This window comes from Sphingosinicella sp. (assembly GCF_052388015.1).
Lineage (GTDB): Bacteria > Pseudomonadota > Alphaproteobacteria > Sphingomonadales > Sphingomonadaceae > Allosphingosinicella.
The window spans coordinates 25,469-39,222 of sequence record NZ_JBQTIN010000124.1; the positions used below are offsets into that span (position 1 = coordinate 25,469).

Here is a 13,754-nt window from a genome sequence, read left to right on the forward strand (position 1 = left end):
CGGCGCAGCAATCTCCACCATCGGCGCGGGCGTCCAGCCCGGTCGCGCCGGAGGTGAACATTTCACGTGGGGAAGGTCAGAAGGGCCGGCGCTGCGCCGCGATCAGCATCCGCAGCAGCATCGCCACGGGCCGCGGCACACCGACCTTGCCGTCCAGCCACAGGCTGACCGCCGAGCGGCTGACGCCGATCGCCGCCGCGACGTCGCTCTGCGTCTTGTAGCCGAGCGTGCGCATCGCGGCCTTGAGCTCGTCCGGCGACATCGAGGCAAGGCGGGGGTCGTCCACGGTTGATCGATACTGAAGGAGTCACCCCGGCGAAAGCCGGGGCCCATGAACTCGGCGCTCAGCAACTTCGGCACGGCGGTGTTCATAGGTCCCGGCTTTCGCCGGGATGACTCGAAACGTCAGATGGCGTCGGTGCCCCGCTCTCCGGTGCGGATTCTCAGCGCCTCCTCGATCGGGGAGACGAAGATCTTGCCGTCGCCGATGCGCCCGGTGCGGGCCGCGGCGGCGATCGTTTCCACCACCCGCTCAACCAGGCCGTCGTCGACCACCACCTCCAGCTTCACCTTGGGCAGGAAATCGACGACATATTCGGCGCCCCGGTAGAGCTCGGTATGGCCTTTCTGGCGGCCGAAGCCCTTCGCCTCGGTGACGGTGATGCCGGAAACGCCGACCTCGTGCAGCGCGTCCTTTACCTCGTCGAGCTTGAACGGCTTGATCACCGCCTCGATCTTCTTCACCGCCGCCTCCGTTCGCTGGCGGCAGGATAGGCGGCTGGCGGGCGCTGGCAAGCACGGGAGCGCACCGTTCCGCTCCTCGTCGCAGAATCGTTGCACGGCGGCGAGAATCGGATAAGGTTCGCGCACCTTAACCACGGGGGAAACGACTCATGAAGACCATGTACCTCGCGAGCGCCGTGCTCGCCGCCTCGCTCGCGCTCGCGGGCTGCAACAGAGGCGCCACCACCAACAACGCTGCCGCGCCGGCGAACAAGGCCGCGCCGAGCAACGCGGCGGCTCCGGCCGGCAACACCGCGGGTGGCAACACCGCCGGCGGCGGAGCAGGCGGCGCGACCGCGCAGCAGAACTTCACCTTCGTCAACCAGTCGGGCCAGACCGTCACGACGCTTCAGGTTTCGCCGACCGGCGAAGCTTCGTGGGGCGCCGACATTCTCGGCCGTGACGTGCTCGCCAATGGCGAGTCCGCGCCGATCGAGTTCGAGCGCGGCGACGACCGCTGCTTCTGGGACATCCGCGCCACCGGCGAGGGCGGCGGCGAGCTGGTCATGATGAACCAGAATCTCTGCGAGACGACGACGATCACGGCGCTCCCGGCCCAATAATCGTCGGACGACTTTGGTAAGATCGGCCCCGCTGCGAGCGATCGCGGCGGGGCTTTTCTGTGACACGCGTATCGCGACTCGGTGCTGTGGTATTTTGATACCCATCAGCAAAGCCGCACTTTCCTTGACTTTTTTGGGCGGTCCCGTCATTCGGCCGCTTCCGCGCCGCTCCAGGACGAGCGGCGCTGCTCATTTCAAGAGGCATGAAAGCCCATGAAGGCGCTGATGAAGACCACCAAGTCGGCCAAGCCGCGCGAGGTGGAGAAGAAATGGCATCTGATCGATGCCGACGGGTTGGTGGTCGGGCGGCTTGCCTCGATCGTCGCCAACATCCTGCGCGGCAAGCACAAGCCGAGCTTCACCCCCCATGTCGATTGCGGCGACCATGTCGTGATCATCAACGCGGGCAAGGTGGCGTTCACCGGCAAGAAGCTCGCCGACAAGGTCTATCACCGCCACACCGGCTATGCCGGCGGCATCAAGTCGATAACCGCGGGCAAGATCCTCGAGGGCCGCTTCCCGGAGCGCGTGCTGGAGAAGGCGATCGAGCGGATGATCCCGCGCGGTCCGCTCGGCCGCGACCAGATGCGCGCGCTGCATCTTTATAACGGCACCGAGCATCCGCACGGCGGCCAGAACCCCGAACCCCTCAATATCGCGGCCATGAACCGCAAGAACAAGGTGGGCGCATAATGGCCGACAAAGACAAGAAGTCCCTGGCGGATCTGGCTGCCCTGACCGAAGCCGAAGCACCCGCGGCCGAGCCGGTCGCTGAAGAGACCGCCGCCGATGCCGAGAGTGCCGCAGCGCCCGAGGCTGAGGCTGCCACGCCCGCAGCTGAAGCTGCCGCTCCCCAGGCCGAGGCCGTTGCGCCTGAGGCCGCTGCCCCCGCATCCCACCGTTCCGATCGCGGCGAGCGCCGCGACGGCCGTCGCGGCCGCGACGAGGAGGTCAACAAGGACGGCGTCGATACGCAGGGTCCGCAAATCCAGGCGGTGCTGCGCGAGCAGCAGCTCGACAAGCAGGGCCGCGCTTATGCCACCGGCCGCCGCAAGGATGCGGTCGCCCGCGTCTGGCTGAAGCCCGGCTCGGGCAAGATCATCGTCAACGGCCGCGACCAGGACGTTTATTTCGCCCGCCCGACGCTGCGGCTGATCATCAACCAGGTGTTCGACATCACCGAGCGCAAAGGCCAGTATGACGTGGTCGCCACCGTTTCGGGCGGCGGCCTTTCGGGCCAGGCCGGCGCAGTCCGCCACGGCATCTCGACCGCGCTGACCCGCTACGAGCCGGGGCTCCGGACGACGGTCAAGCGCGAGGGCTTCCTGACCCGCGACCCGCGTGTCGTCGAGCGCAAGAAGTACGGCAAGGCCAAGGCCCGCCGCAGCTTCCAGTTCTCGAAGCGCTAGGAATCAATCGAACGACGGCGGGACGAGCGGCCCCAATAGCGGGTCCGCCCGTCCCGCGCGTTCACCTTCACGCAACGGCCGCGCGTTATTGCCGCGGCATGCGTATCCTTCTTCTCGTTCCGCTTGGGTTTCTGCTGTCCGGCTGTCTCGCCCGGACGGCGGTCGACCTCGTCACGCTGCCGGTGCGCGTGGTCGGCGCCGGTGTGGACGCGGTCACGACCAGCCAGTCCGAGGCCGATCAACGGCGCGGCCGCGAGCTGCGCGAGGCCGAGGAGCGGGCCGGCCGCGAGGCGCGCCGGCGCGAGCGCGAGCAGCGCCGCCGCGGCCGCGCCGAAGCCGAGCCCGAGCAAGAAGAGGAGCCCGAGCGCCGCTGAACGCCTAGGACACTGATTTTTAAGGCGGCCACGATACAGCCGAGCCCGTGCGCAGGTTGGAACGATCCGGGACGGCGGAGACAGGGCCGGGAGAGCGTATCTCCATCGGCCGCGCCTTCGCGCGCGACTTCGCCCATCAGGAGGATGAGCGCGAGGAAAGCGCCGCCCGCGAGCGCACCCGCGGACTCGACGCATTGCCGCTGTTCTTCCTCATCGTCCACGCCACCTGCGGTGTCGTGCTGGTCTGGCTGGCCGCGGGCGGCGAGCAATTCCCGGCTGTCGCGTCGCTGATCGGCGGCCTCGTCGCCGCCGATGTCGGGCTGGTCCTGTTCCTGCGCCGTCGGCCGCTATCATCCTGGCAGTCGCATCACGCCACCCGCGCGGCGGCCGCCTATGCGGTGGTGGCCGGTGTCGTCTGGTGCGTCGCGGGCGCCGCCTTCGGCGGCGAGGCGGGGTCACTGGCCGGCGTTGCCCAGCGCGCGGGACTGTTGGCGATCCCGCTCGCCTTCTTCGCCTTCCCGGCGATCGTCGCGATCGGCGGCGCGATCTGCGTCGTCGCGGCAGCTCTTGTCTGGGGCGATCCCTGGGCGGCGGCGCTGACCGCGCTGGTCGCGTTCGCGCTGGTCCACCTCAGCGCGCGCCGCTCGATCGACGCGCTGGCGCAGCTTCGACGACGGCTGACGACCGAATGGAGCGCACAGCGCGCCAACCGCTTCATCGAGGAGTTCGAGCAAGCGGGGCGCGGCTGGTTCTGGGAAACGACCGGACGGGGCGCCTTGTCCTACGTCTCCGATCAACTCGCCGCCGATCTCAAGACGCCGGCCGCCGAGCTGATCGGCAAGTCGTTCACCGATCTCATCGGGATCGACGACAGCGCCGATGCCGAGCCATCCGAGCGCACCCTGGGCTTCCATCTCTCCGCGCGCCTGCCGTTCACCGACGTGACCGTCCGCGCCAAGACGGCGGCCGAAATCTGGTGGTCGCTGTCCGGCACGCCGAGCTTCGATGAGCATGGCCGCTTCCTCGGCTTTCGCGGTATCGGTTCGGACCTCACCCAGCAGCGCCGCTCCGAACAGGAGATCAACCGGCTCGCCAAATATGATTCGCTGACCGGGCTGCCGAACCGGGCGCTGATGCGCCGCACCCTTGATGAGACGTTGCAGAACAAGAGCGGGGTGATGGGTGGCTGCGCCCTTTTCCTGATCGATCTCGATCGCTTTAAGAACGTCAATGACACGCTGGGCCACCCGGTCGGCGACGCGCTGCTCAAGCAGGTCGCGCAACGCCTCAACACCGTCGTCGGCGAGCGCGGCCAGATCGGCCGCCTCGGCGGCGACGAATTCGAAGCCGTGTTGCCGGGCCAGGACAACGGCAGTCTCGCCCAGCTCGCCGAGCGGCTCATCCAGCAGGTGTCGATGCCCTATATGATCGAGGGGCATAATATCTCGATCGGCGCATCGGTCGGCATCGCCGTCGCCCCGCCGGGCGACACGTGCGGCGATTCGCTGGTGCGCAATGCCGATCTCGCCCTTTATTCGGCAAAGGCGGCCGGACGTGGCACCTTCTGCTTCTTCGCGCCGGAAATGCACACCGAGGCGCAGGACCGGCAGACCCTAGAGAACGACCTCAGGAAGGCGATCGGCCGCGGCGAGCTGGCGCTCGTCTACCAACCCGTCGTCAACGCCCAGACCGAGGAATTGTCCGGCTTTGAGGCGTTGGTTCGCTGGCATCACGGCTCGCGCGGCACGATTTCGCCCAGCGTCTTCATTCCGCTCGCCGAGGACAGCGGTCTCATCCTCCAGATCGGCGAATGGGTGCTGCGCACCGCCTGCATGGAAGCGGCGAAATGGCCGGAGAACATCCGCGTCGCGGTCAACCTGTCGCCGATACAGTTCACCGATTCGAACCTGCCGGCGACGGTTGTCAGCGCGCTCGCCAACTCGCAGATCCAGCCGCGCCAGCTGGAGCTGGAAATCACCGAAGGCGTGTTCCTCGTCGAAAGCGAATCGACCGACGATATGTTCGCCAAGCTGAAGTCGCTCGGCGTCCGGCTCGCGCTCGACGATTTCGGCACCGGTTATTCCTCGCTCGGCTATCTGAAGAAGGCGCCGTTCGACAAAATCAAGATCGACCAGAGCTTCGTGCGCGGCGCGGCCACGAAGGACAGTCGCAACGCGGCGATCATCCGCGCGATCGTCACGCTTGCCGAGAGCCTCGGCATGGACACGACGGCGGAGGGCGCCGAAACCCATGACGAGCTCACCTTGATCCGCGATCTCGGCTGCTCCCATATCCAGGGCTACATTTTCGGCCGGCCGATGGGCCAGGACGAGGCTTACGAGCTGGCCCAGCAGAACAAGGCCGTGACCGCCGACGGCTTCCAGTTCAACCGGCCGCCGCGGCAAGGCATCCTCAAGGTCGCCAGCCTGCAGTGGAACGGGATGACTATCCCGGTCCGCGTCCGCAACATCTCGACCGGGGGCGCGCTGCTGGAGAGTGGCCGTACTTTGCCGACCGGTTCCAACGTCCAGCTCGACCTGCCCGGCTGCGGCCCCCTCGGGGCCGCGGTTCGCTGGGCGGAGGGCAAGCGGATGGGTGTCCAGTTCGAGCAGGAGTTCGACCTGCGCCTGCTCGCGCCCGGCAAGACGGCGGCCGGTTTCGGCGTCAAGCTGGCCGGTTATGCTGGAACCAAATTTGCCGAGGCCGCGGCCGACAAGACCGCCTTGAGCTCCGCCGACCTACGCTATGGTGGCGAGCGCTGACCGCTCTTATCGATCGGGAATTCGAAGACGATCGCCATTCTGAGGGCCGCAGAAGCGGTCGGCCGGCGGCGTTGACCGGGCTGCCCCGGCTGTGGCAGGCGAAAGGTCGCGCGGGTGTAGCTCAATGGCAGAGCAGAAGCTTCCCAAGCTTACGACGAGGGTTCGATTCCCTTCACCCGCTCCACCTGACCTGTTTCTGATCAACGCCGCCTCAGCAGATGTTCCAGCGTCTCGTGCGCTTCGGCTTTGTCCTTTTCGGACCCGGCCTCCTTCTCGAGCGCGCGGCGGATGTCCTCGACTTCTTTCTCCGACAGATGCTCGATGCCGATGAATTCGCCGCGCGCCTTCGCCACGGCGCGGATCAGCTCGTCGAGCTTCGCCTGCATCGCCGCCGCGTCGCGGTTGGTGCTGTTCTGGATGAGGAAGACCATCAGAAAGGTGACGATCGTGGTGCCAGTGTTGATCACCAGCTGCCAAGTGTCCGAATAAGCGAATAGCGGTCCCGTCACCGCCCAGACGACGATCGTGCCCACGGCAAGCACGAAGGCGAAGGGCTGGCCGGACGCGAACGAAATCACGCTGGCGAACTTGGTGAAGATACGGTCCATTACCGGCCCCTTGTCAGATTTCTCCCGACACAACGTCGAGACCGGCACTTTGGAGCCGCGCGAGCAGGTCCGAGGCGCAGGCTTCGAGCGCACCCTCCTCGGTGCTGCGGATCACGAAATTGGCGCCGACCCGGCCCTCCCGGAAGAATGGATAGGAGCCGATCTGACAATCCGGATGCGCGTGCTCGGTTTCGCCGAGCAAATCGGCGACCTCGCTTTCCGCCGCCCAGCAGCCGATTGCGCGCGACAATAAAGGGCGGCCGCCCTCGAGCTGGCCTGCCAGCGCTTCCAGCATCAGCCCGGCGATGTGCGGCACGCCGGCGAGGATGAAGATGTTGCCGCAGCGGATTCCCGGCGCGCCCGACGGGCGGTTCTCGATCAGCTCGGCGCCCTCGGGCACGCGCGCCATGCGGAGGCGCGCCTCGGTGAGCCCGCCACGCTCCCGATAATAGCCTTCCAGGATCGCGCGCGCCTTCGGATGGACGATGACCGGCACGCCCAGCGCGACGGCGATCGCATCGACCGTAATGTCGTCATGCGTCGGCCCGATGCCGCCGGTCGTGAACAGATAATCATGCGCCCGGCGCAGCGCGTTCACGGCGGCGGCGATCTTGCCGATCTCGTCCGGTATCATCCTGACCTCGGCGAGCCTGATCCCCTGCAGGTTGAGCCAGGTCCCGACCTGGGCGACGTTGCGGTCCTGGGTGCGGCCGGACAGGATCTCGTCGCCGATCACCAGCAAGGCGGCGGTCCAGATGCGCTCATCGGCCATCCTGCGCGCTCTACGGACCGGCTGGTGCAAATTAAAGTCCGGCGCGCTATATCGGGGCGATGACCTTGATCACTTATGCCGACGACACCGCCGTCACCGGACGGCACGGCAATATCAAGCTGCACGGGCCGGAAGGCTTTGCCGGCATGCGCGCGGCCGGGCGCTGTGCTGCCGAGATTCTCGATGCGATGGTGCCGCATGTCGCACCGGGCGTGACGACGCAGGAGCTGGACGACATCGTCTTCGCCGAGATGCGGGCGCGCGGCGCGATTCCGGCGACGCTCGGCTATCGCGGCTATACGAAGAGCTGCTGCACCTCGATCAACCATGTCGTCTGCCACGGCATCCCGTCCGCCGACCGGACGCTGAAGGAGGGCGACATCGTCAATATCGACGTGACGCCGATCCTGGACGGCTGGCATGGCGACACCAGCCGGATGTATCTGGTCGGCGATGTCGGCATCAAGGCGACGAAGCTCGTCCAGGTGACCTATGAATGCCTGATGCTGGGGCTGGAGCAGGCGAAGCCGGGCAACCGGCTCGGCGACATCGCCCATGCGATCCAGGGACATGCCGAGCGGCACCGCTACAGCGTGGTGCGCGATTTCTGCGGCCATGGCCTGGGCCGCGTCTTCCACGACGCGCCCGAGGTCGTCCATGCCGGCCGTCCGGGCACCGGGCCGGAGCTGCGGCCCGGCATGTTCTTCACCGTCGAACCGATGATCAATATCGGCCGGCCCGACTGCAAGATCCTCGACGACGGCTGGACGGCGGTGACGCGGGATCGCTCACTCTCCGCCCAGTTCGAGCATTCGATCGGCATCACCGAGACCGGCTGCGAGATCTTCACCAGGAGCCCGGCCGGGCTGGACTGCCCGCCTTACGCCTGATGGCGACCGAGCATCTTACGCGCACCGAGCTGGGCCGGGCGCTTGGGCTGGAGGCGGGCGACGTGGCGCTGCCGGTCAGCGCGCGGAGCCTGACACGGCGCGAGATGCTGGCCCGGGACTGGCGCGAAATACGCTGGATCGTGCCGGCCTATCTGCTGCTGATCCTTGCTGCCGGCGCCACGGTCGCGCTGGCGGACACGATTCCCGACCGGGTGCGCTGGCTGCCGCTCGGCTTTGCCGCGGGCGCGATCGCGCTCGGTATTTTCGCCTGGCTAAGGCTGCGCCGCAGCCGCAGCTACGAAGACCCGATGATCGCGGTCGAGGTGGCCGACGACGCCGTCACCTTGCGGAGTGGCGGCGACACGGTCGTGAAGGCTTATGAGGCGCTCAATGTCGTCCGCGTGGTGACCCGCGCGCCGCGCAAGAGCCTCTATTTCGACGGCGTCGTGCTCGACACGGAATTGGGTAGGATTGTTCTCGGCGACCCGGACTTCGCCGACGGCAATGTCGCCGCCGGCGCAATCCTGCGGCGCTTCGAGGCGCTCGGTCTGACCGTCGGCCCGCGCGCCTGACGGCTCAGTTGCGGGCGCTGCTGACCCGGCGATAGGGCACGAACTCGCCCAGGAACACGATGCCGCGGAAGAAGCCCGTGGTCGGATCGACCATCCGCACCGTGTCGATGCTGCACAGTTGCGACCCCCACAGCCGGTTCACCATCGTGTCGCTGCGATCGAGCGACTCGGCGCCGGCGCGCGGCCGGTTGACATAGATCGTGCCGCCGACCCGGTAGAGGATCGCGGTGTCGTCGATGATCGTCGAGCTGGACGAGCCATGCAGGTTGATGCAGCGCACCGGCTCGCCGGCGACGCGGCCGGCTAGGGCGCGTTCGAGCTGCTCCTCGCCTTGCGGATTGGCGGCCAGCGCCGGTCCCGCAGCCAGCAGGCCGCCGGCGATCAGGGGAAGAAGCTTGCGCATGGCCGATCTCCTCATTCTGTTGCGGCGGTCGTAGGAACGCGCCGCTGAACATAAGCTGACTTTGCATCAAAAGCACGACGGCTCAGCGCGTCTCCGCGATCACCCAGTCACTATAGTCCCGATGCGCCGCGGCGATCGGCAGCTGGACGATCGCCGGCACGTCATAGGCGTGCGCCGTATGGATCGCCGCCATCAGCGCCTCGGCCCGCGCGCTTTGCGTCTTGAAGATCGCCGCGACCTCGTCGGCTTCCTGGACCGCGCCTTGCCAGCGATAGATCGAGCGGCAGGAGCCGAGGACGTTGACGCAGGCGGCGAGCTTTTGCTCGACCATCGCCCGGCCGATCGATTCAGCCTCGTCCTGCGAGCGGAAGACGACGTAGAGGGCGACGATCTCGCTATCCCGCAGGTGCATCTTTGGTCTCCCGGCCGAGCCGATGGACGCAGACGATGAGCGCGGCGAGCAGCAAGGCCGCCATTCCCTGATGGGCGACGGCGATGTCGATCTGGACGCCGGAGAGGATGGTCAGGATGCCGAGCAGCAGCTGGCCGAAGACGGCGGCGATCAGGAAGGCGCCGTCGACCCGGACGCCGCGGCGCCAGGCGCGGATGCCGACCCAGATCGCCAGTGCCGCGACGAGGAAGGCGAGCCAGCGGTGGACGAACTGGACGACGATCGGATTGTCGACCAGGTTGCGCGGCCAGGGCTCCAGCATGGGCGTGGCGGCGGGGAAGAATTCGTCGCCCATCAGCGGCCAGGAATTGAAGGCGTAGCCCGCCTCCAGCCCGGCGACATAGGCGCCGAACAGGAATTGAAGGAACAGGATGCACAGCGCCCAGATGCCGAGCGTCGGCGGGCGGGCGGGCTTCGCGGCTCCCTCGGCCAGCGCATTAAGATCGAGCGCGGTCCAGACGATCGCTCCAAAGATCAGCAGCGCCAGCAGCAGATGGACGGCAAGCCGGATATGGCTGACCTCCGGCACGTCGACGAGGCCGGAGGCGACCATCCACCAGCCGATCGCGCCCTGCAGCCCGCCCAGGCCGAGCAACCCGCCGAGCTTCCAGCCATAGCCACGCGGAATCGCCCGCTTCCACCAGAACCACAGCAAGGGCAAAGCGAAGGCGAGGCCGATCAGGCGGCCGAGCAGGCGATGGACATATTCCCAGAAGAAGATGGTCTTGAAATCGCTCAGCGTCATGCCGCGATTGACCCGCTCATATTGCGGCGTCTGGCGGTAATGGTCGAACTCCGCCTGCCAGTCGGCTTCGCTGAGCGGCGGGACGATGCCGGAGATCGGCTCCCAGCGGACCATCGACAGGCCGGATTCGGTTAGCCGCGTGATGCCGCCGACGATCACCATCAGGAAGATCAGCACCGCGACGAAGGTCAGCCAGCCGGCGATCGCGCCGGGGCGTGGGGTCGGTTCCAAGGGGCGGGAGAACATCGCGCGCCTATGGCGAAGGGTGGCGGGCTTGCCAAGCAGCGCCGCGGCGGCTCCGTGGAACGATTTCTGTCGATGATATGTTGTATCTTCGCTCCGCTATGCCTATAACGGTCAGGAAAAGGAATCGCGTGTTGGGCAGCGTCGTCAGAATCGGAGGCATCGACCGATGGGCCATTGGCCTGTCGGGCCTGTGCCTCGTCCATTGCGTGGCGAGCGCGGTGTTTGTGACAATGCTTGCCTCGGCGGGGGGGCTGCTGCTTCATCCGGCGGTGCATGAGCTCGGGATCGGGCTGGCGATCCTGCTCGGGCTGGTCGGGCTGGGACGCGGCGTTCTTCAGCACGGCTTCATGCTTCCCTCGGCGATCGCCGGCCTCGGCCTCGGCGTAATGGCCGGCGCGCTCGCGGTCGGCCATGAAGGCGGCGAATTGCTCTATTCGATCATCGGCGTGCTCATCCTTGCCCTCGGCCACGACCTCAACCGTCGCGCGGTGATCTGATCCTCTTCCGTCATTGCGAGCGTAGCGAAGCAATCCAGAGCTGGATTGCCGCGTCGCCTTCGGCTCCTCGCAATGACGGGCGCTTGTTAGGTTCCACTGGGAGGCCTACATTTCGCTCATGACCGGCCATGTCCATCACAGCCATAAGGGCGCCGACCTCGCCGAGGCGGCGCGCGACACGATGCAGCGCTCCGGCGAGCAGTGGACGCCGATGCGCGCCGCGGTGTTCGACGCGCTGGCGAGCTTCGACAAGCCCGCCTCGGCCTATGATATCGCAGAGAAGGTGTCGCGCGCCCAGGATCGTCGGGTGGCGGCGAACAGCGTCTATCGCATCCTCGACCTGTTCGTGGGCTCGAACCTCGCCCGGCGGGTGGAGAGCGCCAACGCTTATATCGCCAACGACCATCCCGATTGTCTGCACGATTGCATCTTCCTGATCTGCGATACCTGCGGCCAGACCAAGCATATCGACGACGACAAATTGGGGCGCGGCGTGCGCGCCGCCGCCGCCGCCGCCGGCTTCGCCGCCGATCGCCCGGTGATCGAGGTGCGCGGCAAATGTGCCGACTGCGAGGAGGAATAACCGAGCCGATTCCGAATGATCGCCCAAAAGGCGGAACCGGAATTGCTCAGCTTTCCCTCATGACTTCCCCCGGACCCCGGCCTATGGAGAGGTTCGCATTGGGGATTGCATGACCGATAGACCCGAAACGCCGCTGCTCGACACGGTCGAGACGCCGGCCGATCTTCGCAAGCTCGACAAATCGCAGCTCCGGCAGTTCGCCGACGAGCTGCGCGCCGAGACGATCTCGGCGGTGTCGGTCACCGGCGGCCATCTTGGCGCCGGGCTCGGGGTGGTCGAGCTGACGACCGCGATCCATTACGTCTTCAACACCCCCGACGACCGGCTGGTCTGGGACGTCGGCCACCAATGCTATCCGCACAAGATCATCACCGGGCGCCGCGACCGGATCCGCACGATCCGCACCGGCGGCGGCCTCTCCGGCTTCACCAAGCGCAGCGAGAGCGACTATGACCCGTTCGGCGCGGCGCACAGCTCGACCTCGATCAGCGCGGCGCTCGGCTTCGCGGTGGCGAACAAGCTCTCGAACCGCCCCGGCAAGGCGATCGCGGTGATCGGCGACGGCGCGATGAGCGCCGGCATGGCCTATGAGGCGATGAACAATGCCGAACAGGCGGGCAACCGCCTCATCGTCATCCTCAACGACAACGACATGTCGATCGCGCCGCCGGTGGGCGGCCTTTCCAATTATCTCGCCCGGCTGATCTCCTCATCCGAATATCTGGGGCTGAGGAGCCTCGCCAAGCGGATCACCCGCCGCATCTCGCGCCGCATCTACAATGCGGCGGAGAGGGCCGAGGAATATGCCCGCGGCATGGCGACCGGCGGCACGCTGTTCGAGGAATTGGGCTTCTATTATGTCGGTCCGGTCGACGGCCATGATGTGGATGTGCTGGTCAAGATCCTGGAGAATGTCCGCGACGCGGAGGAAGGGCCGATCCTGATCCACGCCGTGACCCAGAAGGGCAAGGGCTATGGCCCGGCCGAGGCGGCGGCGGACAAATATCATGGCGTCGTCAAGTTCGATGTCGTCACCGGCAAGCAGGACAAGGGGCCGGGCGGCGGCCCGCCCGCCTATCAGAACGTGTTCGGCGAGACGCTGGCCAAGCTGGCCGACGACGATCCTCGTATCTGCGCGATCACTGCGGCGATGCCGTCCGGCACCGGCGTCGACAAGTTCGCGCAAAAGCACCCCGATCGGGCCTTCGACGTCGGCATCGCCGAGCAACATGGCGTCACCTTCGCCGCTGGCTTGGCCGCGCAGGGGATGCGGCCGTTCTGCGCGATCTACTCGACGTTCCTCCAGCGTGCTTACGACCAGGTCGTCCATGACGTGGCGATCCAGAACCTGCCGGTGCGCTTCGCGATGGACCGGGCGGGGCTGGTCGGCGCCGACGGCCAGACCCATGCCGGCAGCTTCGATCTCGCTTATCTCTGCACCCTGCCCAATTTCGTCGTGATGGCGGCGGCGGACGAGGCCGAGCTCGCCCATATGACGAAGACCATGCAGGAGCATGACACGGGCCCGATCGCGGTCCGCTATCCGCGCGGCAACGGCGTCGGCGTCGAGATGCCGGAGACGCCGCGGGCGCTGGAGATCGGCAAGGGCCGCGTCGTCCGAGAGGGCAAGAAGGTCGCGATCCTGTCGCTCGGCACGCGGCTCGCCGAAGCGCTGAAGGCGGCCGACCGGCTCGACGCTCAGGGGCTGTCGACCACCGTCGCGGACCTGCGCTTCGCCAAGCCGCTTGACGAGCAATTGATCCGCCGCCTGCTCGCCACCCATGAGGTGGCGGTGACGGTCGAGGAAGCGGCGATCGGCGGCTTCGGCGCCCATGTCCTGACGCTGGCCAGCGATGCCGGCCTGATCGACGCCGGCCTGAAGCTCCGCACCATGCGCCTGCCCGATCGCTTCCAGGAGCAGGACAAGCCGGAGAAGCAATATGCCGAGGCCGGGCTGGACGCCGACGGCATCGTCGAGACGGTGCTGAAGGCGCTTCGGCACAACAGCGCCGGCGTGATCGAGGGGGCGCGCGCCTGAGCGAGCCGGAATATCGTCCGGAGCGGCCGGGCTTCTCCGTTCACACGAGAATCCGGAG

The 13,754-nt window shown here is 67.1% G+C and carries 17 protein-coding genes and 1 tRNA gene; 11 read left to right on the plus strand and 7 right to left on the minus strand.

Going from position 1 to position 13,754, the window contains the following annotated elements:
• Positions 1 to 76: 76 nt before the first annotated feature.
• Together ACT4N3_RS10550 and ACT4N3_RS10555 are read right to left on the minus strand one after the other, a co-directional pair.
• On the minus strand, positions 77 to 286 hold the full coding sequence (locus ACT4N3_RS10550; RefSeq protein WP_444855178.1) for a helix-turn-helix domain-containing protein: 210 nt from the start codon (positions 284 to 286) through the stop codon (positions 77 to 79).
• A gap of 119 nt (positions 287 to 405) precedes the next feature.
• Positions 406 to 744, minus strand: coding sequence for a P-II family nitrogen regulator (locus tag ACT4N3_RS10555; RefSeq protein ID WP_444855179.1), 339 nt, complete (start codon positions 742 to 744; stop codon positions 406 to 408).
• A gap of 149 nt (positions 745 to 893) precedes the next feature.
• Between ACT4N3_RS10555 and ACT4N3_RS10560 the strand changes: the two genes are divergently transcribed.
• From ACT4N3_RS10560 to ACT4N3_RS10585, 6 genes are all read left to right on the plus strand, one after another.
• The gene (locus ACT4N3_RS10560; protein WP_444855180.1) at positions 894 to 1,346 is read left to right on the plus strand and encodes a hypothetical protein; all 453 of its coding nucleotides are present in this window, start codon (positions 894 to 896) and stop codon (positions 1,344 to 1,346) included.
• Positions 1,347 to 1,559: 213 nt separating this feature from the next.
• Positions 1,560 to 2,039 (plus strand): 50S ribosomal protein L13, encoded by a 480-nt coding sequence (gene rplM / locus ACT4N3_RS10565; protein ID WP_444855181.1) that lies wholly within the window; start codon positions 1,560 to 1,562, stop codon positions 2,037 to 2,039.
• Positions 2,040 to 2,080: 41 nt separating this feature from the next.
• On the plus strand, positions 2,081 to 2,755 hold the full coding sequence (gene rpsI, locus ACT4N3_RS10570) for a 30S ribosomal protein S9 (protein ID WP_444855195.1): 675 nt from the start codon (positions 2,081 to 2,083) through the stop codon (positions 2,753 to 2,755).
• A 98-nt stretch (positions 2,756 to 2,853) separates the two neighbouring features.
• Entirely contained in the window at positions 2,854 to 3,129 is a 276-nt protein-coding gene (locus ACT4N3_RS10575) for a DUF6726 family protein (RefSeq protein WP_444855182.1), read from the plus strand.
• 47 nt (positions 3,130 to 3,176) lie between these two features.
• Positions 3,177 to 5,891 (plus strand): putative bifunctional diguanylate cyclase/phosphodiesterase, encoded by a 2,715-nt coding sequence (locus tag ACT4N3_RS10580; protein WP_444855183.1) that lies wholly within the window; start codon positions 3,177 to 3,179, stop codon positions 5,889 to 5,891.
• A gap of 110 nt (positions 5,892 to 6,001) precedes the next feature.
• A tRNA-Gly gene (locus ACT4N3_RS10585) sits at positions 6,002 to 6,075 on the plus strand.
• 16 nt (positions 6,076 to 6,091) lie between these two features.
• Here ACT4N3_RS10585 and ACT4N3_RS10590 read toward each other — a convergent pair.
• Together ACT4N3_RS10590 and ACT4N3_RS10595 are read right to left on the minus strand one after the other, a co-directional pair.
• On the minus strand, positions 6,092 to 6,499 hold the full coding sequence (locus ACT4N3_RS10590; RefSeq protein WP_444855184.1) for a low affinity iron permease family protein: 408 nt from the start codon (positions 6,497 to 6,499) through the stop codon (positions 6,092 to 6,094).
• 13 nt (positions 6,500 to 6,512) lie between these two features.
• A complete protein-coding gene (locus ACT4N3_RS10595; RefSeq protein ID WP_444855185.1) occupies positions 6,513 to 7,271 on the minus strand; it encodes a competence/damage-inducible protein A in 759 nt (252 codons plus the stop codon).
• Positions 7,272 to 7,330: 59 nt separating this feature from the next.
• On the opposite strand from ACT4N3_RS10595, the gene map reads away from it, so the two are divergent.
• Together map and ACT4N3_RS10605 are read left to right on the plus strand one after the other, a co-directional pair.
• Positions 7,331 to 8,161: a type I methionyl aminopeptidase gene (map, locus tag ACT4N3_RS10600; protein WP_444855186.1), complete on the plus strand. Its 831-nt coding sequence runs from the start codon at positions 7,331 to 7,333 to the stop codon at positions 8,159 to 8,161.
• Positions 8,161 to 8,733, plus strand: coding sequence for a hypothetical protein (locus ACT4N3_RS10605; protein ID WP_444855187.1), 573 nt, complete (start codon positions 8,161 to 8,163; stop codon positions 8,731 to 8,733). The genes map and ACT4N3_RS10605 overlap by 1 nt, the downstream gene beginning before the upstream one ends.
• Positions 8,734 to 8,737: 4 nt before the next feature.
• On the opposite strand, the gene ACT4N3_RS10610 is transcribed toward ACT4N3_RS10605, so the two are convergent.
• The 3 genes from ACT4N3_RS10610 to ACT4N3_RS10620 all read right to left on the minus strand — a co-directional run bounded on the left by ACT4N3_RS10610 (position 8,738) and on the right by ACT4N3_RS10620 (position 10,578).
• On the minus strand, positions 8,738 to 9,136 hold the full coding sequence (locus ACT4N3_RS10610) for a hypothetical protein (protein ID WP_444855188.1): 399 nt from the start codon (positions 9,134 to 9,136) through the stop codon (positions 8,738 to 8,740).
• Between the two features lie 82 nt (positions 9,137 to 9,218).
• A complete protein-coding gene (cutA, locus tag ACT4N3_RS10615; protein WP_444855189.1) occupies positions 9,219 to 9,548 on the minus strand; it encodes a divalent-cation tolerance protein CutA in 330 nt (109 codons plus the stop codon).
• Complete coding sequence (locus ACT4N3_RS10620) at positions 9,532 to 10,578, minus strand: COX15/CtaA family protein (protein ID WP_444855190.1); 1,047 nt, start codon at positions 10,576 to 10,578, stop codon at positions 9,532 to 9,534. The genes cutA and ACT4N3_RS10620 overlap by 17 nt, the downstream gene beginning before the upstream one ends.
• Positions 10,579 to 10,676: 98 nt before the next feature.
• Between ACT4N3_RS10620 and ACT4N3_RS10625 the strand changes: the two genes are divergently transcribed.
• The 3 genes from ACT4N3_RS10625 to dxs all read left to right on the plus strand — a co-directional run bounded on the left by ACT4N3_RS10625 (position 10,677) and on the right by dxs (position 13,696).
• Entirely contained in the window at positions 10,677 to 11,075 is a 399-nt protein-coding gene (locus tag ACT4N3_RS10625) for a MerC domain-containing protein (protein WP_444855191.1), read from the plus strand.
• A 118-nt stretch (positions 11,076 to 11,193) separates the two neighbouring features.
• Positions 11,194 to 11,658 carry a Fur family transcriptional regulator gene (locus ACT4N3_RS10630; protein WP_444855192.1) on the plus strand — a complete coding sequence of 155 codons (465 nt, stop codon included), beginning with the start codon at positions 11,194 to 11,196 and terminating at the stop codon, positions 11,656 to 11,658.
• Positions 11,659 to 11,767: 109 nt separating this feature from the next.
• Positions 11,768 to 13,696 carry a 1-deoxy-D-xylulose-5-phosphate synthase gene (gene dxs / locus ACT4N3_RS10635; RefSeq protein WP_444855193.1) on the plus strand — a complete coding sequence of 643 codons (1,929 nt, stop codon included), beginning with the start codon at positions 11,768 to 11,770 and terminating at the stop codon, positions 13,694 to 13,696.
• The last annotated feature ends 58 nt before the right edge of the window (positions 13,697 to 13,754 follow it).

What these genes read in the sequence shown, in the direction of transcription:
- ACT4N3_RS10560 (WP_444855180.1), top strand. Translation starts at nt 894, where the DNA reads ATGAAGACCATGTACCTCGCGAGCGCCGTGCTCGCCGCCTCGCTCGCG.
- rplM (WP_444855181.1), top strand. Translation starts at nt 1,560, where the DNA reads ATGAAGGCGCTGATGAAGACCACCAAGTCGGCCAAGCCGCGCGAGGTG.
- ACT4N3_RS10575 (WP_444855182.1), top strand. Translation starts at nt 2,854, where the DNA reads ATGCGTATCCTTCTTCTCGTTCCGCTTGGGTTTCTGCTGTCCGGCTGT.
- ACT4N3_RS10590 (WP_444855184.1), bottom strand. Translation starts at nt 6,499, where the DNA reads ATGGACCGTATCTTCACCAAGTTCGCCAGCGTGATTTCGTTCGCGTCC.
- ACT4N3_RS10595 (WP_444855185.1), bottom strand. Translation starts at nt 7,271, where the DNA reads ATGGCCGATGAGCGCATCTGGACCGCCGCCTTGCTGGTGATCGGCGAC.
- map (WP_444855186.1), top strand. Translation starts at nt 7,331, where the DNA reads ATGACCTTGATCACTTATGCCGACGACACCGCCGTCACCGGACGGCAC.
- ACT4N3_RS10605 (WP_444855187.1), top strand. Translation starts at nt 8,161, where the DNA reads ATGGCGACCGAGCATCTTACGCGCACCGAGCTGGGCCGGGCGCTTGGG.
- ACT4N3_RS10610 (WP_444855188.1), bottom strand. Translation starts at nt 9,136, where the DNA reads ATGCGCAAGCTTCTTCCCCTGATCGCCGGCGGCCTGCTGGCTGCGGGA.
- cutA (WP_444855189.1), bottom strand. Translation starts at nt 9,548, where the DNA reads ATGCACCTGCGGGATAGCGAGATCGTCGCCCTCTACGTCGTCTTCCGC.
- ACT4N3_RS10620 (WP_444855190.1), bottom strand. Translation starts at nt 10,578, where the DNA reads ATGTTCTCCCGCCCCTTGGAACCGACCCCACGCCCCGGCGCGATCGCC.
- ACT4N3_RS10625 (WP_444855191.1), top strand. Translation starts at nt 10,677, where the DNA reads ATGCCTATAACGGTCAGGAAAAGGAATCGCGTGTTGGGCAGCGTCGTC.
- ACT4N3_RS10630 (WP_444855192.1), top strand. Translation starts at nt 11,194, where the DNA reads ATGACCGGCCATGTCCATCACAGCCATAAGGGCGCCGACCTCGCCGAG.
- dxs (WP_444855193.1), top strand. Translation starts at nt 11,768, where the DNA reads ATGACCGATAGACCCGAAACGCCGCTGCTCGACACGGTCGAGACGCCG.